This window comes from Collinsella sp. TF05-9AC (genome assembly GCF_003438495.1).
Lineage (GTDB): Bacteria > Actinomycetota > Coriobacteriia > Coriobacteriales > Coriobacteriaceae > Collinsella.
This window is the reverse complement of record NZ_QSSH01000022.1, coordinates 1-18,376: the sequence shown is the minus strand read 5'-3', so window position 1 is coordinate 18,376 and position 18,376 is coordinate 1. Positions and strand designations below refer to the sequence as shown.

Genomic DNA, 18,376 nt, shown 5'->3' with positions numbered 1-18,376 from the left:
GAGCCATGCCAAGTGCTCAGGAGCTACAACATCAATTTGGTGAATATCGAGGCGCCATGCCCCGTCCATCAGATTTCGATCTCTTTTGGAAGGATCGCATGGCCGAGGCCGACGCCGTCGGGCTTGACTATGCGATCGAGACGGCATCGGTCAACGATGCCGCGACCTGCCAGCTTTTCGACCTCTGGTATACCGGCATGTGTGGCGCTCGCCTGCATGCCAAGTACCTTAAGCCCGTCTCGGACGAGCCCGTGCCATTGGTGCTTCAGTTCCATGGGTATCCGGGTGCAAGCCGCAGCTGGTTTGAGCAGGCGTCGTTTGCGGGCATGGGCATGGCACTCATCGCCCTCGACTGCCCCGGCCAAGGAGGTCCCTCCGAGGACATTGGTGGATTTGAGGGCACAACGGTCGCGGGCCATATCGTCGCCGGTATCGACGGCGACCCGGCCAACCTCTACTATGTCCGCTTGCACCAAGATATTCGCATCCTGTGCCGCATCGTTCGCGAGCTCGAGGGCATCGATCTTGCCCGTGTGTTTGTGAACGGCGCGTCTCAGGGCGGCGGTTTGGGCATTGCGACCTGTGCACTTAACAGCGAGCTTATCAATCGCGCCGCCATCCTCTATCCCTTCCTGTCAGATTTTCGCCTGGTCTGGGATTTGGATGCCGATGACATTGCCTACGAGGGCCTGCGCTATTGGTCTCGCTGGTTTGACGAGGACTCGACTCGTATTGACGAAGCCTATGCCAAGCTGGCGTACTTCGATTCCAAGAACTTTGCCCCTATGGTCAAATGCCCCGTGCTGTTTGGCACCGGCACAGCCGATATCGTCTGTCCGCCAGCGACGCAGTTTGCGGTCTATAACAACCTGACCTGCGAAAAGCGTCATGAGTTCTTTGAAGGCTTTGGCCACGAGGAGATTCAGGATTTTGACGATTTGATCATTCCGTTTTTCTGCAAGGGAGGGGAGGCTCATGTCTAAGTGCGAGAGCAATGTTGACGAGCTGATTGTCCCCGGGCTTGCGGGAATTCCTGGAACGGTTTCGTCAAGGCTCGCAGAATATCGGGACTGGCGCGGTGATGTCCAAGCAGATGTTTCTGATTTAGAGACATGCGCTTCGAATCTTGAGATTCAAGCCCTGATCATTACGGCGATTGACTTTGTTAACCCCTGCGCCCGTTACTCGGAGGTCTCCTTTGAGCTCGGTGACGATGCGATTCACGCTCGTTTGATTGAGCCTGTCGGTCGTGCCCGAGTATCTGAGCGCGTGCCGCTGTGCCTGATGTTCCACGACATCGATCGGCCTGTGCGCGGCTGGCATCACATGACGAGATTTGCCGCCATGGGGTATGCCGTCCTCGCGCTGGATGACGATGTTGCTGGTGCGGACGACCTGCAGCGGGGGATTTCTTCGCCCGCTTTTGTCGAGCGCGTCCGTTGGGGCTGCGCGCTGGCGAAGGTGGCGCGCAATCTTGATGGCATGGACCCCGACCGCATCTTTGCATGGGGCGAGGGTCTTGGCGGCGGAGTCGCGCTGGCGGTTTCTGCTCTGGACGAGCGGGGCCTCGCCTGCACGGCGGTTGCCAATCCGCTTCCTGGCGGCCTCGAGGCGCTGTCGTCTCGGGTGCGCGGATCGGTGCTCATGGGCACATCGCTTATGGATACCGTGAGCGATCCCAAGGATCAGTTTGCCGTATTCAACGGTCTTGAGTGTGACCGGAGGCATATCATCTATGCCAAATACGCTCACGAGCGCATCAATGCGTTCGAAAACGAAGTCGTCGACTTTTTTAACCAAACGTTCTGCTCGTGTTCTTTGGCCTAGACGGCCTGGACACTGCCAACAAGAGTGGGCGGCATAGGGCTGCCCACCAGACAACTAAGGAGATTCTCGTGGCAACTCAGAAATTCACCGGCGTTATCCCTCCCGTCGTTGTTCCCGATACCGAAGATCACCAGCTCGATGTTGTCTCCTTTGAGCGCAGCATCAACCGCATGATCGACGCCGGCGTCGATGGCCTGTTCTTCTTGGGATCCTCGGGCGAGGTCGTCTTCTCCACCGACGAGCGCCGTCGCCAGATTATCGCCGAGGCCGTCCGTATCGTCGACCACCGTGTGCCTGTTCTGGTCGGCATCATCGATACCGAGACCGAGCGCATGATCGAGCACGGCAAGGTCGCCCAGGAGCTGGGCGCCGATGCCCTCGTCGCCACCTGCCCGTTCTATGCCCTGCAGGGCATGACCGAGGTTGAGGAGCACTTCCGCATCCTGCATGAGGAACTCGACCTGCCCATCTTCGCCTACGACATCCCCGTGTGCGTCCACACCAAGCTCCCCTGGAAGCTCCTTGCCAAGCTCGGCGCCGAGGGCGTTCTGGCCGGCGTCAAGGATTCCTCGGGTGATGACATCTCGTTCCGCTACCTCGTTCAGGAGAACGAGAAGAACGGCCATCCGATGAGCATCCTCACCGGTCACGAGGTTGTTGTCGACGGCGCTTACCTCGGTGGCGCCGACGGTTCCGTCCCGGGTCTCGCCAACGTTGAGCCCGAGGGCTACGTGCGTCAGTGGAAGGCCGCTCAGGCTGGTGACTGGGCTACCGTCAAGGCCGAGCAGGATCGCCTCAATGAGATTTCGCACATCTGGGATGTCACCTCGGGCGTCCAGGGCTATGCCGGTGGCGTCGGCGCCTTCAAGACCGCTATGAACCTCATGGGCATCTTCGACAGCCCGACCATGCCGCGCCCGGTGAAGGCCATGACCGGCGAGAACGTCGAGGCGATTAAGAAGGTCCTCCAGGACAACGGTCTCCTGTAAAGCTTCCCCGGGCACCCGATCTTGGGGCTCAAGCGGTCGAGCGTGACCCATTGGGTCAACGCCCGACCGCTTTCACCCCAACCTCGGGCACCCGGGAAACCTTTACCAAGCTGCGGCGATAACGCAGCCTTCATTTCCTGTAGTTGTTTTTTATCTCCTAAGGAGAGCGACATGGAGAACAAGTACATTTGCTCCGTTGATATCGGCGGCACCAAGATTGCGACCGCCATTATGGAGTACCCGGCTGACGGTAGCGTGCCTCATCCCGTTTTTGAGGCCGAGGTTCCCACCGAGGCCCAAGAGGGCGGCGAGGCCGTCTTCCAGCGTATCGAGGCGTCCATCAAGGCTGCTCTCGAGGCGAATCCCGATGTCGAGGTCCTTGGCGTCGGTATCGGTGCCGCCGGCGTCGTCGATCCCAAGACGGGCGCCATCGCGTATGCCAACGAGATCATGCCCGGCTGGTCCGGCGTTCAGTTGGGGCCGCGTCTGCGCGAGGACCTCGGTCTTCCCGTTGCCGTTGTAGGCGACGTGCAGGCTCATGCTCTGGGCGAGGCCCACTGGGGCGTCGGCAAGGGCAAGTTCTCCGTCTTGTGTCTTGGCATCGGTACGGGCATCGGCGGCGCATATGTCGAGAACGGCCGCGTGATGCAGGGCTTCCATGGTGCTGCCGGCCATATGGGCCACATCGAGTGCTCGGCTGCCGCCGGCATTCCCTGCGCCTGCGGGCGTTCCGGCCATCTGGAGTCGGTTGCTTCGGGCACTTCCATTGGTCGAATGTACGATGAGCGTTTTGGCCGCGTCGACCCCAGCCGTCCTTCGGTCGGTCGCGATGTGAACGACCTGTGCCGTGCGGGCGACGCAAAGGCGACCGAGGTCATCCATGACGCCGGCTTTGCGCTGGGTGCCAGCTTGGGCTCGCTCGCTAACATCCTGGACCCCGAGGTCATCGTGCTTTCGGGCGGCGTGATTCACCAAGGTCCCGATTGGCGTTCGCAGACGTGGAAGGATTCGGTGCACGAGGGCTATGCCAGCCAAGCGCTCGATCCGCTTCAGAACACACCGATCCTCATCGGTTCTCTGGAGGGCGATGCTCCGCTCATCGGTGCCGCCGAACACCTTCTTGCTTCGTTGAAGTAAACATAACTACCAAGTGTGCCTTCTGAGGTGCCGCAGATTGACGTGAAAGAGGAGCGAAGCGTACTTCGGTACGCGAGCGACGGTTTGAACGTCAAGGTGCGGCGTCTCAGAAGGCTGTTTTGAGAAAGGTTGAGTCGAACATGACCGTTGATCCTTTGATCCAGTCCCTGAAGGGCAAGCTCGTCGTGAGCGTTCAGGCGTATATGGGCGAGCCGCTTCGTACGTCCGAGACCATGGCGCAAATGTCTCGCGCTTGCGAGCTCGGCGGCGCCGCCGCCATTCGCTGCCAGGGCCTTGCCGACATTGCCGCCATTAAGGGTCGCTGTGAGGTTCCCGTCATCGGCCTGTGGAAGGATGGGCACGAGGGCGTTTACATCACGCCGACGCTGCGTCACGCTCGCGCCTGCGTTGCTGCCGGTGCCGATATCGTGGCGATCGACGCCACCGATCGTCCGCGCCCCGATGGCAAGACGGTCGAGGATACCTTCCGCCCGCTGCACGAGGAGGGTGTGCTCCTGATGGCGGATTGTGCCACCATCGAGGATATTCGCCGTGCTGTTGATATGGGCTTTGACCTGGTATCCACCACGCTTTCTCACGGCGTCGCCGCCATCGACTGCACCATGGCCGATGGCCCCGACCTGCCGCTCCTGCGTCAGGCGACTGAGGAATTCCCCGGCCTTCCTATCATTTGCGAGGGTCGCGTGCATACGCCCGAGGAGGCTCGCGCCGCGATCGATGCTGGCGCCTGGGCCGTTGTCGTCGGCACCGCCATCACGCACCCCACGAGTATTACGAGTTGGTTCAAGGCTGCACTTGAGGCGTAAGACAGGCCTCGTATCCGCTCGGGGCGGTATACTCAATATAGGCAATTGACCGCGCGGGATCCGGGTTGCTGGGTCCCGCGCTTGTTTTCGGGAGGCAGCACATGCAAAAGGGAGATGCCATGGATGCGGCGGAGCGCTCGGAGCGCATCCCCGATATCGTCATCATCACCGGAATGTCCGGATCGGGCCGCACACAGGCCATGCACGTGTTCGAGGACATGGGCTATTTTTGCATCGATAACCTGCCTCCGCGTCTCATCGCCCAGCTTGCCGAGCTCGTCGGCATCAATACGGGCGTGGGCAGGCATCTCGCCGTCACCTGTGACCTGCGCAGCCAGGGCTTGTTCGATGAGCTGCTCGATGCCGTTGCCGCACTCGAGGAGCGCGAGATGAGCTGTGACATCGTGTTTCTCGAGGCCTCTGACGAGGTGCTGATCCGTCGTTATAGCGAAAACCGCCGCCGCCATCCCATTGCCAAGCCGGGGGAGACTACGGCCGATGCGATTCAGCGCGAGCGCCTGCAGCTGCAGGGTGTGCGCGACCGAGCCGATATGATCATCGACACGAGCCGCCTGCGTACCTCTGCCCTGCGCAACAAATTGCGCATGGCGTTCTCCGAGTTGTCCGACCAGCAGCTCATGGACGTTCACGTGTTCTCGTTTGGCTTTAAGCACGGCATGCCCGTCGAGGCGGACATTATGATCGACGTCCGCTTCCTGCCCAATCCGTTCTACGATTCCGAGATGCGCACCATGACCGGTCTCGATAAAAAGGTCTCCGACTTTGTTCTGGACCATCCCAAGACCCAGGAGTTCTGGAAGGCCTGGACGCAGCTGCTCGATACGGTCATGCCCGGCTATATCGCGGAGGGCAAGCCACAGCTTTCTATTGCCATCGGCTGCACGGGCGGTCAACACCGCAGCGTTGCCATCGCCGAGGCCACGGCACGTTATTTAGAAGGTGCCCAATATCATGTGAGCATTTCCCATCGCGACCTGTCGCGCGCCAACACGAAAGCATAGGCCTGCATGTCGTTTACCGCCGAGGTGCGTGACGAGCTCGCGCGCTGCGAACCCGAATGTGAATACTGCGATTTGTCGACGCTTGCCGCCCTGACGCGTGTGAGCGGTACACTTTCGCTGGCCGGCTCCGGGCGGTATCGTTTGACGGTCGCGACCGAGACGGGCGCCGTCGCGCGCACGATGATCACGCTGACGCATCGCATCCTTAAGCTCAAAACGGAATTCACCGTTCGTAAATCGGTCTTGCATAAGGTCCGTAACTATCTCATTACCCTGCCCGATCAACCCGACCTGGACAAGGCTCTGGTGCTGCTGGGCATTCTCGACCGCAGGGGAGGGCTCGTCGCCGGTGTTCCCCGGCACATCGTTGCCCGTCCCTGCTGCAGGCTTGCCTACATCCGCGGCGCGCTCATCGCCGGCGGTTTCGTGGCCGATCCACGCGGCGATTTTCATTTGGAGATCGCGGTGCAGGGCGAGCAATATGCCCGGGGACTTTGCGATCTATTGGAGCAGATTGGAGTCCATGCGCGCGTTAACGCGCGGCGCGGATCCTTTGCTGTCTACATTAAGAGCGCCGAGGAGATCGAGCAGCTCCTAAAGCTGGTCGGCGCCAAGCGCAGCGTTGCCGAGATCGAGGAAGCGCGCGCGGTCAAATTGGTTAAGAACGACGTAAACCGTCGCGTGAATGCCGAACTGGCCAATCAGACCAGAAGTGCGGGTGCCGCCCAGCATCAGCTTGCGTTGATCGATGAGCTCGAACAGCGGGGTTTGCGCGACACGCTTCCGGACGCCTTGGCAGTCTTTTGCGACCTGCGCGAGCGCTATCCCGATCTGTCGCTGCGTGATTTGGGGGAGATGGCTGACCCTCCCTTGTCGAAGTCTGCCCTGTACCATCGCGTTTTGAGGCTTGAAAAGCTCATTGAAGCAAACAAGTAGTTTGAAGTATCGACTTATATACGGATTTAGCTGCTATTTTATTCTTTAAAACGTTTTAACGTAAATTTGATTTTCAATTTCGAGCATTCTCGTGAAATTCAAGTCAAAAAAAAGGTATATTAGGCGAGTGGTTAGTTTGTGGGCCTCAACGGCGGGCGCTGTAGCTCGCGGGGGCCTTACGAAAGGAGACACAATGGCAGTAAAGGTTGCTATTAACGGCTTCGGTCGCATCGGTCGTCTGGCTTTCCGTCAGATGTTCGGTCATGAGGGCTCCGAGATCGTCGCTATCAACGACCTCACCTCTCCCGATATGCTCGCTTACCTGCTGAAGTACGACTCCACGCAGGGCAACTACGCTCGCGATCACGAGGTCGTTGCTGGCGAGGATTCCATCACCGTTGACGGCAAGGAGATCAAGATCTACAAGGAGGCCGACGCCAACAACCTGCCTTGGGGCGACCTCGACGTCGACGTCGTTCTCGAGTGCACCGGCTTCTACACCAGCAAGGCTAAGGCTCAGGCCCACATCAACGCTGGCGCCAAGAAGGTCGTCATCTCCGCTCCGGCCGGCAGCGATCTGCCCACCATCGTGTACAACGTCAACCATGAGACGCTGACCGCTGAGGACAACATCATCTCCGCTGCTTCCTGCACCACCAACTGCCTTGCCCCGATGGCCAAGGGTCTCAACGACTTCGCTCCCATCGTGTCCGGCATCATGACCACCATCCACGCCTTCACCGGCGACCAGATGCCGCTCGACGGCCCGCAGCGCAAGGGCAACTTCCGTCGCTCCCGCGCCTGCTCCGAGAATATCGTCCCGAACACCACGGGCGCTGCCAAGGCCATCGGCCTGGTTCTCCCCGAGCTCAACGGCAAGCTCATCGGTGCCGCCCAGCGCGTCCCGACGCCGACCGGCTCGCTGACCAACCTCTACGCCGTCGTTGACAAGAAGGTCACCGTCGACGAGGTCAACGCTGCCATGAAGGCCTACGCCGAGACCATCCCCGATACCTTCGCCTACAACGAGGACCAGATCGTCTCCCGCGACATCGTCGGCGAGACCCACGGCTCCATCTTCGACGCCACGCAGACCATGTGCTCTGACCTCGGCAACGGCCAGACCCTCGTTCAGGTCACCTCTTGGTACGACAACGAGAACTCCTACACCTCTCAGATGGTCCGCACCATCAAGTACTTCGAGAAGTTCGTTGCTTAATTTAGCTTTTAGCGAATAGCTCGTTGAGCGTCTAAAGAAGGGCGCGGCCTTATAGGGCTTACACCCTAGGGTCGCGTCCTTTTTATAAGAAATCGTCTGCCGTAATGGAAGGCAGACACGTACGAAAGGTAGAAGCAAACATGGCCTTTACCAAGAAGACCGTCCGCGACATCGATGTCGACGGCAAGCGCGTTCTCGTCCGCGTTGACTTCAACGTGCCTATCAAGGATGGCGTCGTTGGCGACACCACCCGTATTAAGGCTGCCCTGCCCACCATCAACTACCTCGTTGAGCACAACGCTCGCGTCATCCTCATGAGCCACCTCGGCCGTCCTGAGGGCACTGGCTTCCAGCCCGAGCTTTCCCTCGAGCCTGTCGCCAAGAAGCTCGCTGAGCTCTCTGGCCTTGACGTTGCTTTTGTTGCCGACACGTATGGCGAGAAGGCCGCCGAGGCTGTCGCCGCCGTCGAGCCGGGCAAGGTCCTCGTTCTCGAGAACGTCCGTTTTGACAAGCGTGAGAAGAAGAACGATCCCGAGATCGCCAAGAAGCTCGCTTCCTATGGTGACGTCTTCGTTCTCGATGCCTTCGGCACCGCTCACCGCGCCCAGGGTTCCGTCGTGGGCCCCGCCGCTTACCTGCCTGCCGTCGCCGGCTTCCTGCTCGAGAAGGAGGTCGACACGCTGACCGGCATCTTCGCCGAGCCCGAGCGCCCCTTCGTCGCTATCGTCGGCGGTTCCAAGGTTTCCTCCAAGATCGGTGTTCTCGATCACCTCATCGACTCCGCTGACACCCTGATCATCGGTGGCGGTATGGCCTACACCTTCTTCCTGGCTCAGGGCCTGTCCGTCGGTCAGTCCCTCAAGGAAGAGGACTGGGTCGAGCGCGCCGGCGAGATGCTCAAGAAGGCCGAGGAGAAGGGCGTCAAGATCCTGCTCCCCATCGACAACCGCGTTGCCGATCACTTTGGCGAGGACGCTGTCCCCGAGGTTGTCGCTTCCGACGCTATCCCCGACGACCGTGAGGGTATGGACATCGGCCCCAAGACCGAGGAGCTTTACGCCGAGGCCGTCAAGGGCGCCAAGACCGTGTTCTGGAATGGCCCCATGGGCGTCTTCGAGTTCGACAACTTCGCTCACGGCACCCAGGCTATCGCCGAGGCTGTCGCCGAGGCCGACTGCACCTCGATCATCGGCGGTGGCGACTCTGTCGCAGCTGTCAACAAGTTCAACCTGGCCGACAAGATGAGCTGGATCTCCACCGGCGGTGGCGCTTCCATGGAGCTCGTCGAGGGTAAGGCCCTGCCCGGAGTGGAGGCGCTTCTCGATGCCTAATCGCACCCTTCTTATCGCTGGTAACTGGAAGATGAACAACGACGTCGCCGAGGCTGCCAAGCTCGCCGACGAGCTGGCTCAGGCTCTGCCCGAGGTTCCGGCTGGCGTCGAGGTGCTCGTCTGCCCTCCGACCATCGACATCACCACGGTTCATGACCGCATTCAGGCTGCCCCCATCGCCCTCGGTGCACAGAACGTGTACTGGGAGGCCAAGGGTGCCTTCACCGGTGAGTCCTCTTGCGACATGCTCAAGTCCGCTGGCTGCACCTACTGCATCATCGGCCACTCCGAGCGTCGTGACTACTTCCACGAGACCGATGAGGACCAGAACAAGAAGGCCAAGGCTCTCGTTGCCGCCGGTCTTGTTCCCGTCTTCTGCTGCGGCGAGTCCCTCGAGGTCCGCGAGGCTGGCACCTATGTCGAGCACGTCGTGAACCAGGTCAAGGCTGGCCTTGCTGGTCTTGAGATCACCTGCCCCAAGCAGGTCGTCGTCGCCTACGAGCCCATCTGGGCCATCGGCACCGGCAAGACCGCTACCGCCGAGGACGCTCAGGAGGTCTGCGGCGCTATCCGTGAGACCCTCAAGGAGATGTTCGGCGAGGAGCTCGCCGACGGCATCCGTGTCCTGTACGGTGGTTCCGCTAAGCCCGGCAACATTGCCGAGCTCGTCGCCAAGCCCGACGTTGACGGCGCCCTCGTGGGCGGCGCTTCGCTCAAGGCTGCCGACTTCGCCTCTATGGTCGTCAAGGCAGGCGAGTAGGACATATGGCACAGCGTCATCTTCCTGCACTCCTGATTATCATGGACGGCTGTGGCCTGGCTCCGGCCGATGGCGAGAACGCCGTCGCCGCTGCCAAGACGCCCTTCCTTGATAGCCTGTACGAGAAGTACCCCCACACCACGCTCGGTGCTTCGGGCGAGGACGTGGGCCTTCCCGACGGCCAGATGGGCAACTCCGAGGTGGGCCACCTCAACATCGGTGCCGGCCGCATCGTGTTCCAGGAGCTTTCGCGCATCAACAATGCCATCAAGGACGGCTCCATCGCCAAGAACGAGGTTTTCGTCAAGGCTATGGACGATGTTAAGGCTGAGGGCAAGACCCTTCACCTCATGGGCCTTATGAGCCCTGGCGGCGTTCACTCCCACATGAACCACGTCGAGGCTCTGGTCAAGATGGCTGCCGAGCACGGTGTCAAGACCGTTCGCGTCCACGCCTTCATGGATGGCCGCGACGTTGACCCGCAGTCCGGTGCCGGTTACATGAGTGAGTTCTGCGCCTTCCTGGCTAAGATCTCCGAGGAGACCGGTTGCGACGCTCGCGTTGCCACCGTGTCGGGCCGTTATTGGGCCATGGACCGCGATAACCGTTGGGAGCGCATCCAGCGCGCCTACGACGTCATGGTCAATGCGTCCGATGCCGATACAGACCCCGTTGCCGGTATCAAGGCCTACTACGAGAAGGATCCGCGCGGCGACGAGTTCGTCGAGCCCTTCGCTGCCCACAACGAGGGCATCCACGAGGGCGACGCGGCTATCTTCTTCAACTTCCGTCCCGACCGCGCCCGTCAGATGACCCGCGTGTTCACGGACAAGGAGTTCGACGGCTTTGAGCGCGAGCAGATCAAGCTTTCTCACTTTGTGACGATGACCGAGTACGATCCGACGTTTGACGTCGAGGTCGCCTTCCCCAAGACGTTCCCCGAGAACGTCCTGGCCGACGTTATCGCCGCCAACGGCCTGAAGCAGCTGCACACCGCCGAGACCGAGAAGTACGCCCACGTGACGTTCTTCCTCAACGGCGGCATCGAGGAGCCCAAGGAGGGCGAGGAGCGCGTGCTCGTCGCTTCCCCCAAGGTCGCTACCTACGATCTGCAGCCTGAGATGAGCGCTCCCGAGGTTACCGAGAAGCTCGTCGCCGCTATTAACGAGGATCGCGCTGATTTCTACATCGTGAACTTCGCGAACTGCGACATGGTTGGTCACACCGGTGTCTTCGACGCCGCCGTTAAGGCCGTCGAGGCTGTTGACGATGCCTTGTCCAAGGTTGTCCCGGCGATTCTCGCCAAGGGTGGCTTTGCGCTGATCACCGCCGACCACGGCAACGCCGACCACATGTTTGACGTTGCTTCCGACGGTTCCAAGCATCCGTTCACGGCTCACACCACCAACCGTGTGCCGTTCATTATCGTTGATGAGAAGGCCAAGCTCACCGGTATCGAGGACGGCCGTCTTTCCGATATCGCTCCGACCATGCTCACCATGGCTGGTATTGAGCCTTCCGCCGAGATGACGGGTCGCGTGCTCGCCACCGAGGCCTAAGAGAAAACGCCAAGCGTTTCTTTGAAAAGGGGTTGTCCATATTCGGGCAACCCCTTTTTGGTATTTCTGCCATATCTGCCCCGTCTCCGAGTGGCAGGTAGGGGAGAGCGGGGGATTGTGGTACAGTACTGGAGTTTGAATTGTTCTATTAAGGAGCTTATCTATGGGTCCGTTCCAGATTCTTCTGTTTGTCGTTTGGGCTGTCTCTGCCGTGGCGCTGACGATTCTCGTCCTGATGCATTCCGGTAAGGGCACCGGCGTTTCGGATATGATCGCTAGCTCGCTGTATAACTCCAGCTCTGCCACGGGCGTCATGGAGCAGAACCTCGATCGCCTGACGGTAATTATGGCCGTCGTTTTTGCCGTGTGCGTCGTCCTGTGCATGTTCTTCTTCCCGCAGGGCATCGTCGGCTACTAAGCATCGGCGTATATACGTTTGCAATGGGTCTCGCAGGTGCGGGACCCTTTTTGTTTACATATTTGTAACAGAGTCAAAATATCCCCATATACTTCGCCCAACTAAAGAAATTCTTGACCGTTGACCGGAATTAGCCCCAAATCGTGCATAAAATGCGCTACTGTATTGCGAAACGTTGGTCCGTTGTGCATAACCAGCCATAGCAACGGGCGGCGTTTTAATGGTTCGGATCGGATTGTCTCGACATGTGTCCGACTGAACATTTCTTTGTCCTATCTCATAAGGAGGATGGCATGGCTGATTCTATGTTCCACCAGCCCGTTATGGGTCGTCGCGCCTTCGTTGGCGGTACCCTTGCTGCGAGCTCCATGGCTTTTCTTGCCGCATGCGGCAAGAAGGGCGGCGACGCTTCCGGTTCTGAGTCCGGTTCGACGCTGAACTTCTACATCAACAACCCGGTCTGCATCGACCCCTACAACGTCCAGGAGGACCAGGGCACTCAGGTCGAGTACCAGCTCTTTGACGCTCTGACCTCTTATGACGCCGAGAAGGGCGAGATCGTTCCGCTGGCTTGCGAGTCCTTTGAGTCCAACGACGACGCCACCGAGTTTACCTTCAAGATCAAGAAGGCCAAGTTCCACAACGGTGACGACGTTACCTCCAAGTCCTTCAAGCTCGGTTGGGAGCGTCTGGTCAACACCAAGTCGGCTGTCGCTACCGAGTACGGCCCTTCCGAGGTCTCCTATCACCTCTCCATGGTCGAAGGCTATGACGATCTGCTTGCCGGTAACGCTACCGAGCTCAGCGGTGTTACGTGCCCCGACGATGAGACCCTCGTCGTCAAGCTGTCTTCCGCTTACGCTGACTTCCCCTTCGTCGCCTCTCATCCGGCTCTGGCCCCGGTTCCCGAGTGCGCCGAGTCCGATGTCAAGAGCTTCTATCTTGCCCCGGTCGGTAACGGCCCGTTCATGATGGACGGCAAGTGGGAGGATGGCCAGGAGATCAACGTCAAGAAGTTCGACGATTACTATGGCGACAAGGCCAAGATCGATGGCATCCACTTCCAGGTCATCAAGGACATGGAGACCGCTTACAAGGAGTTCCAGGCCGGTAACCTCGATGTCTGCGACGTTCCCGTCGCTCAGATCGATGCCGCCAAGAAGGATCGCGGCGTGTCCAAGGACGGCTACACCATGGGTGACGGCGAGCGCATGCTGCTCGGCGCCGAGCCTTCCACGTACTATCTGACTTGCAACACCACGGCCGAGCCGTTCAACAACGCCGACCTGCGTAGGGGCATCTCCCTGGCCATTAACCGTGAGGCCATCTGCAAGACCATCTTCAAGGGTACCCGTACTCCTGCCGACGGCATTGTTCCTCCGGGCATCGATGGCTACAAGGAGGGCGCATGGGAGTTCTGCGCCTACGATGTCGACAAGGCTAACGAGTACCTCGACAAGGTTGCTCCCGCTGGCGCTAACGGGGATCGTGGCATTAGCGTGACCCTGTCCTACAACCAGGACGGCGGTCACAAGGAGATCATGGAGTCCATCATCGGTGACCTCGCCAAGGTTGGCGTTACCGCTGTCTCCGATACCCCTGAGTGGTCTGCCCTGCTCGAGCAGTATCAGAACTTTAACTATCAGTTCGGTCGTCTGGGTTGGATTGCCGACTACCCGATCATGGACAACTTCCTGTATCCGCTGTTCCACTCCGACTCCCTCGGTGGCGACAACCGCTCCGGTTACAACAACCCCGAGTTCGACGCCAAGGTCGACGAGGCCCGTACTATTGTTGACGACGAGGAGCGCGTCGCTAAGATGCAGGAGGCCGACGCAATGGTCGCTGCCGACTGCCCGGTCATCCCGATTATGTTCTACACGCACACCATCGCCGGCTCCGATCGCATTAAGCACCTCTATGTCGATCCGCAGAAGCACGCCGATCTGGGTACCGCTGAGCTCGCCTAAGAGTTTGCAGCTTCCGTGAGGGTCAAGTATTTACGTAGACCTCATGGGAAACATACAGTTCTCCCTAACCTGGGGTAAACTGGCTGATGGTAATTTTGGGATGCCGGTCTGGCGATCGGCATCCCATTTAGGTTAATCCCTAGATAGGGGAGTGGTATGGGTAAGTACATCGTTAAACGTGTGCTTCAGTTCATCCCGGTGTTTTTGGGCGTTACGCTGATTCTGTTCGCCCTCCAGAATATCGTGCCGGGAGATCCGATCAAGCTGATCGGTGGAGACAAGGCTCTGTCCCCCGAGGTGGAGCTTCAGCTTCGCGTCCGCTATCACCTGGTCCAGACGGACGAGGACGGCAACGCGATCCTTGACGAGAACGGCGACCCCGTTCAAACGTCGCTCGTAGACCGTTACTTGTATTACATGAACGGCCTGCTTCATGGCGATCTGGGCAATTCGTATCAGCGCAAGCTGCCGGTTACGGAAATCTTTGCCCAGAAGTATCCGTATACGGTCAAACTTGCCGCGTGCGCCATCGTGCTCGAGGCAATTATGGGTATCGGTGCGGGTATCATTTCGGCGGTAAAGCGTTATTCCTTCTGGGATATTTTGGTAACGCTCACCACGTCGATCCTCGTTGCGGTCCCGGCCTTCTGGCTCGGTATGTTGCTGCAGCTGTTCTTTGGCGTCATCCTCAAGGACGCCACGGGCGGTGCAATCTCCATGCCGATCTCGGGTGCCGGCGGTTCCAGCTCTCAGTATCAGGATTGGATGCACTATGTGCTTCCGACCATTACGCTGGCTTCGGTTTCGACCGCTTATGCTGCGCGCATTATGCGCTCGCAGCTGCTTGACGTCATGAACCAGGATTACATCCGTACGGCAAAGGCCAAGGGTCTCTCCAATCGTGCGATCATCGTCAAGCATGCGCTTAAGAATGCACTCATCCCCGTCGTTACCTATATTGGTGTCGACTTTGGCGGCATGCTTTCGGGCGCCATCCTGACCGAGACGGTCTTTAACTGGCCCGGTATCGGCTATGAGGTCTATCGCGCCATTAGCATGCGTGACTGGCCCATCGTTATGGGCGGCGTTACGCTCATCGTTGTCGTCGTCATGGTGATCAACCTGCTCGTCGACATTAGCTATGCATTCCTCGACCCGCGCATCCGCCTTGGCGGTCCGTCGGATAAGGCCTAAGGGAGGTACGTCTCATGCAGGAAACTGATTCTCAGTCTCAGGAGCAGGCTACCGCCACCAAGGCCGCATCTGCTCCCGCCAAGTCCCGCACGCTGTGGGGCGACGCTTTTAAGCGTCTTCGTAAGAACAAGCTCGCCGTTATCGGTGTCTGCTGGATCATCATCGTCGTTGTGGTTGCCCTGACCGCAGATCTGTGGGCTAAGCCCTGGCTCGGTTCCCCGACGGCTTCCGACTCGACCACTATGGCCGAGACGTCGCTGTTGGCTCCGTGTGCAGAGCACCCGTTTGGCACCGACGCCCTTGGTCGTGACATTCTCGTCCGCGTTATCTACGGTGCGCGCGTTTCGCTGTCCGTCGGAATTATGGCCACCGCGATCTCCACGCTAATTGGTCTGGTCATGGGTGCTCTGGCCGGTTTCTACGGCGGCATCTGGGATACGATCATCATGCGCTGTGCGGACATCTTCCTGGCGTTCCCGTACGTGCTGTTCGTTGTCGCCATGATCGCCGTTATCGGCCGTGGCCTTCAGAACGTCTTTATCGCCATCGGTATTCTCGGCTGGCCTTCGATTGCGCGCGTCTTCCGATCCGCGATCCTGACGGTCAAGGAAAATGACTATGTTGATGCTGCGCGCGCGATGGGTGCATCCGATGCTCGTATCGTCGTGCGTCACATCTTCCCGAACTCCGTCGCCTCCATCGTGGTCTACGCGACCATGAACATTGGTGGCGCCATTCTGACCGAGTCCGCTCTGTCCTTCCTCGGCATGGGCGTTATTCCGCCTACGCCTTCGTGGGGCTCCATGATTCAGGACGGTCAGCAGTATCTTCTGACCGCTCCCTGGATGATGATCATGCCCGGTCTGGCAATTCTCTCGACGGTGCTCGCCTTCACCCTGCTGGGTGATGGTCTGCGCGACGCCCTCGACGTCAAGATGAAGGACGCATAAGGATGAAGAAGAACAAGAACTATGTGGACCTGAAGGACCAGCCGGTTCCCGAGGGCCAGCATCTGCTCGAGGTCGATGACCTTAAGATGTATTTCCACACCGAGGATGGCGTTGTTCGCGCTGTCGACGGTGTCTCCTACACGCTCGATCGCGGCGAGACCCTGGGCGTCGTCGGTGAGTCCGGCTCCGGTAAGTCCGTGACCGCCATGACCATCATGGGTCTTATCTCGATGCCTCCGGGAAAGATTGAGGGCGGTGACGTTCGCTATCGCGGTCGCTCCATCCTCGAAATGACCGAGGAAGAGATGCAGCACATTCGCGGTAACGACATCGCGATGATCTTCCAGGATCCTATGACCTCCTTGAACCCGGTCTATAAGATTGGCAAGCAGGTGGGCGAGGGTCTTCGTCTGCACCGTGGCTACTCCAAGCAGGAGGCGCTCAAGCGCGCTACCGAGCTTTTGGACCTCGTGGGAATCCCCGAGCCCGAGAAGCGCGTCAATGAGTATCCGCACCAGTTCTCCGGCGGTATGCGTCAGCGTGTCATGATCGCTATGGCTCTTGCCTGCGATCCCGATATTCTGATTGCCGACGAGCCCACGACTGCCCTGGACGTTACCATTCAGGCTCAGATTATCGAGCTCATGCAGGAAATGCAGGAGAAGAACGGCAACGCCATCATCATGATTACCCATGACCTGGGCGTCGTCGCCGACATGGCCGACAAGATCATGGTTATGTACGCCGGCCGTCCCGTTGAGTTCGGTACTGCTGAGGAAATCTTCTACGAGAGCCGCCACCCCTACACCTGGGGCCTTATCCGCTCCATCCCGGAGCAGGCCATCGAAGAGAAGAAGCCGCTTACGCCGATTCACGGCAACCCGCCTTCGCTCATGAACCTGCCCGAGGGCTGCGTGTTCTCGCCTCGTTGTCCCTATGCGACCGATAAGTGCCGCAAGCAGCGCCCCGAGCGCGTTGTCACCGAGTCTGGTCATTACTCTGCGTGCCACTACTCCGGTGACCCCGAGTTTCTCAAGAACGCTCCTGAGACGTCCCGCACGCGCAAGGATTCCAAGAAGGGAGGCGAGGCGTAATGGCAGATACCAACGAGCGTACTCCGTTGCTGAAGGTCGAGCACCTCTCTAAGGAGTTCCCCGCTGAGTCCGGCATGTTCGCCAAGCGTTTTTCCAAGCGTGTCGTCTCTGCAGTGAATGACATTTCGTTCGAGATTTATCCGGGCGAGACCTTTGGCCTGGTCGGCGAGTCTGGTTGCGGTAAGTCCACGACGGGCCGCACCATCATGCGTCTGACCAAGCCGACCGCCGGTAAGGTGTTCTTCCAGGGTAAAGATGTTGCCGAGATGAGCAAGCATGAGATCAAGGACATGCGTCGCGAGATGCAGTTTATCTTCCAGGATCCTTATGCTTCGCTGAATCCCCGTATGACCATCGGCGAGATTGTCTCCGAGCCCATGACCATTCACGGCGTGGGCACCAAGGAGGAGCGTATTGAGCGTGTCCGCGAGCTGCTGGACGTCGTCGGTCTGAACCCCGAGCACATCAACCGCTATCCGCACGAGTTCTCCGGCGGTCAGCGTCAGCGTGTCGGCATTGCCCGCGCGTTCGCTCTGAAGCCCAAGCTGATCATCTGCGACGAGCCTGTCTCTGCACTTGACGTTTCCATTCAGGCCCAGGTTTTGAACCTGCTGAAGGAGCTTCAGGATAAGTTCGGTACGGCTTATCTCTTCATTGCTCACGACCTCTCTGTCGTACAGCATATCTCCGACCGTGTTGCCGTTATGTATCTGGGTAAGATGGTCGAGGTTTCGGACTGGAAGACACTCTACAGCGAGCCTCACCATCCGTACACGCAGTCGCTGCTGTCTGCCGTGCCGGTGCCCGATCCTGATATCCAGAAGACCCGCAAGCGCATCATCCTCGCCGGCGATCCGCCGTCACCGCTGGATCCGCCGACCGGCTGTCGTTTCCACACGCGCTGCCCGATCGCGCAGGGTATCTGCTCCGAGAAGCTTCCCGAGTTTAAGGAAGTTGCCCCGGGTCACTGCTGCGCCTGCCACTTTGCGGAGCCGTTCCCGATCAAGGAATCACACATCGACCTGTAGTCGGTGACTTGTCCGGGCCCGCCCTGGTGTTACTTTTCAGAACGTCCTCGGACATGCAAGAAACCCCCGCTGCGCACTTCGTGCGGCGGGGGTTTCTTGCGTCCTGCGGAATGTT

General features: G+C 59.3%; 17 protein-coding genes. All 17 read left to right on the top strand.

Annotation, left to right across the window (positions count from 1 at the left end; translation table 11 throughout):
• Positions 1-5: 5 nt before the first annotated feature.
• The 17 genes from DXC52_RS07025 to DXC52_RS06945 all read left to right on the top strand — a co-directional run bounded on the left by DXC52_RS07025 (position 6) and on the right by DXC52_RS06945 (position 18,261).
• Positions 6-983, top strand: coding sequence for an acetylxylan esterase (locus DXC52_RS07025; protein WP_117746688.1), 978 nt, complete (start codon positions 6-8; stop codon positions 981-983).
• Positions 976-1,827: an acetylxylan esterase gene (locus DXC52_RS07020; protein WP_117746687.1), complete on the top strand. Its 852-nt coding sequence runs from the start codon at positions 976-978 to the stop codon at positions 1,825-1,827. The genes DXC52_RS07025 and DXC52_RS07020 overlap by 8 nt, the downstream gene beginning before the upstream one ends.
• 68 nt (positions 1,828-1,895) lie before the next feature.
• Positions 1,896-2,816, top strand: a complete 921-nt coding sequence (locus DXC52_RS07015; protein ID WP_117746686.1) for a dihydrodipicolinate synthase family protein — start codon at positions 1,896-1,898, stop codon at positions 2,814-2,816.
• A gap of 171 nt (positions 2,817-2,987) precedes the next feature.
• Positions 2,988-3,953: an ROK family protein gene (locus DXC52_RS07010; RefSeq protein WP_117746685.1), complete on the top strand. Its 966-nt coding sequence runs from the start codon at positions 2,988-2,990 to the stop codon at positions 3,951-3,953.
• Positions 3,954-4,093: 140 nt separating this feature from the next.
• Positions 4,094-4,780, top strand: coding sequence for an N-acetylmannosamine-6-phosphate 2-epimerase (locus DXC52_RS07005; RefSeq protein WP_117746684.1), 687 nt, complete (start codon positions 4,094-4,096; stop codon positions 4,778-4,780).
• A 101-nt stretch (positions 4,781-4,881) separates the two neighbouring features.
• Positions 4,882-5,802, top strand: a complete 921-nt coding sequence (gene rapZ, locus DXC52_RS07000) for an RNase adapter RapZ (protein WP_117746683.1) — start codon at positions 4,882-4,884, stop codon at positions 5,800-5,802.
• 6 nt (positions 5,803-5,808) lie between these two features.
• A complete protein-coding gene (gene whiA, locus DXC52_RS06995) occupies positions 5,809-6,738 on the top strand; it encodes a DNA-binding protein WhiA (protein WP_117746682.1) in 930 nt (309 codons plus the stop codon).
• Between the two features lie 193 nt (positions 6,739-6,931).
• Positions 6,932-7,957, top strand: a complete 1,026-nt coding sequence (gene gap, locus DXC52_RS06990) for a type I glyceraldehyde-3-phosphate dehydrogenase (protein ID WP_006236151.1) — start codon at positions 6,932-6,934, stop codon at positions 7,955-7,957.
• Between the two features lie 140 nt (positions 7,958-8,097).
• The gene (gene pgk / locus DXC52_RS06985) at positions 8,098-9,288 is read left to right on the top strand and encodes a phosphoglycerate kinase (protein WP_006236149.1); all 1,191 of its coding nucleotides are present in this window, start codon (positions 8,098-8,100) and stop codon (positions 9,286-9,288) included.
• Entirely contained in the window at positions 9,281-10,048 is a 768-nt protein-coding gene (gene tpiA / locus DXC52_RS06980; protein ID WP_089572945.1) for a triose-phosphate isomerase, read from the top strand. Before pgk ends, tpiA begins: the two co-directional genes overlap by 8 nt.
• A 5-nt stretch (positions 10,049-10,053) precedes the next feature.
• Complete coding sequence (gpmI, locus tag DXC52_RS06975; RefSeq protein WP_117637998.1) at positions 10,054-11,607, top strand: 2,3-bisphosphoglycerate-independent phosphoglycerate mutase; 1,554 nt, start codon at positions 10,054-10,056, stop codon at positions 11,605-11,607.
• Between the two features lie 163 nt (positions 11,608-11,770).
• Positions 11,771-12,025, top strand: a complete 255-nt coding sequence (gene secG, locus DXC52_RS06970; protein WP_006236144.1) for a preprotein translocase subunit SecG — start codon at positions 11,771-11,773, stop codon at positions 12,023-12,025.
• 293 nt (positions 12,026-12,318) lie between these two features.
• Entirely contained in the window at positions 12,319-13,995 is a 1,677-nt protein-coding gene (locus DXC52_RS06965; protein WP_233504899.1) for an ABC transporter substrate-binding protein, read from the top strand.
• Positions 13,996-14,151: 156 nt separating this feature from the next.
• Entirely contained in the window at positions 14,152-15,189 is a 1,038-nt protein-coding gene (locus tag DXC52_RS06960) for an ABC transporter permease (RefSeq protein WP_117746680.1), read from the top strand.
• Between the two features lie 14 nt (positions 15,190-15,203).
• Positions 15,204-16,139 (top strand): ABC transporter permease, encoded by a 936-nt coding sequence (locus DXC52_RS06955; RefSeq protein ID WP_035138881.1) that lies wholly within the window; start codon positions 15,204-15,206, stop codon positions 16,137-16,139.
• A gap of 2 nt (positions 16,140-16,141) precedes the next feature.
• Positions 16,142-17,233 (top strand): ABC transporter ATP-binding protein, encoded by a 1,092-nt coding sequence (locus tag DXC52_RS06950; RefSeq protein WP_022094887.1) that lies wholly within the window; start codon positions 16,142-16,144, stop codon positions 17,231-17,233.
• Positions 17,233-18,261 carry an ABC transporter ATP-binding protein gene (locus DXC52_RS06945; protein ID WP_022094888.1) on the top strand — a complete coding sequence of 343 codons (1,029 nt, stop codon included), beginning with the start codon at positions 17,233-17,235 and terminating at the stop codon, positions 18,259-18,261. The genes DXC52_RS06950 and DXC52_RS06945 overlap by 1 nt, the downstream gene beginning before the upstream one ends.
• Positions 18,262-18,376 lie beyond the last annotated feature (115 nt).

What these genes read in the sequence shown, in the direction of transcription:
- DXC52_RS07025 (WP_117746688.1), top strand. Translation starts at nt 6, where the DNA reads ATGCCAAGTGCTCAGGAGCTACAACATCAATTTGGTGAATATCGAGGC.
- DXC52_RS07020 (WP_117746687.1), top strand. Translation starts at nt 976, where the DNA reads ATGTCTAAGTGCGAGAGCAATGTTGACGAGCTGATTGTCCCCGGGCTT.
- DXC52_RS07010 (WP_117746685.1), top strand. Translation starts at nt 2,988, where the DNA reads ATGGAGAACAAGTACATTTGCTCCGTTGATATCGGCGGCACCAAGATT.
- DXC52_RS07005 (WP_117746684.1), top strand. Translation starts at nt 4,094, where the DNA reads ATGACCGTTGATCCTTTGATCCAGTCCCTGAAGGGCAAGCTCGTCGTG.
- rapZ (WP_117746683.1), top strand. Translation starts at nt 4,882, where the DNA reads ATGCAAAAGGGAGATGCCATGGATGCGGCGGAGCGCTCGGAGCGCATC.
- whiA (WP_117746682.1), top strand. Translation starts at nt 5,809, where the DNA reads ATGTCGTTTACCGCCGAGGTGCGTGACGAGCTCGCGCGCTGCGAACCC.
- gap (WP_006236151.1), top strand. Translation starts at nt 6,932, where the DNA reads ATGGCAGTAAAGGTTGCTATTAACGGCTTCGGTCGCATCGGTCGTCTG.
- pgk (WP_006236149.1), top strand. Translation starts at nt 8,098, where the DNA reads ATGGCCTTTACCAAGAAGACCGTCCGCGACATCGATGTCGACGGCAAG.
- tpiA (WP_089572945.1), top strand. Translation starts at nt 9,281, where the DNA reads ATGCCTAATCGCACCCTTCTTATCGCTGGTAACTGGAAGATGAACAAC.
- gpmI (WP_117637998.1), top strand. Translation starts at nt 10,054, where the DNA reads ATGGCACAGCGTCATCTTCCTGCACTCCTGATTATCATGGACGGCTGT.
- secG (WP_006236144.1), top strand. Translation starts at nt 11,771, where the DNA reads ATGGGTCCGTTCCAGATTCTTCTGTTTGTCGTTTGGGCTGTCTCTGCC.
- DXC52_RS06965 (WP_233504899.1), top strand. Translation starts at nt 12,319, where the DNA reads ATGGCTGATTCTATGTTCCACCAGCCCGTTATGGGTCGTCGCGCCTTC.
- DXC52_RS06960 (WP_117746680.1), top strand. Translation starts at nt 14,152, where the DNA reads ATGGGTAAGTACATCGTTAAACGTGTGCTTCAGTTCATCCCGGTGTTT.
- DXC52_RS06955 (WP_035138881.1), top strand. Translation starts at nt 15,204, where the DNA reads ATGCAGGAAACTGATTCTCAGTCTCAGGAGCAGGCTACCGCCACCAAG.
- DXC52_RS06950 (WP_022094887.1), top strand. Translation starts at nt 16,142, where the DNA reads ATGAAGAAGAACAAGAACTATGTGGACCTGAAGGACCAGCCGGTTCCC.
- DXC52_RS06945 (WP_022094888.1), top strand. Translation starts at nt 17,233, where the DNA reads ATGGCAGATACCAACGAGCGTACTCCGTTGCTGAAGGTCGAGCACCTC.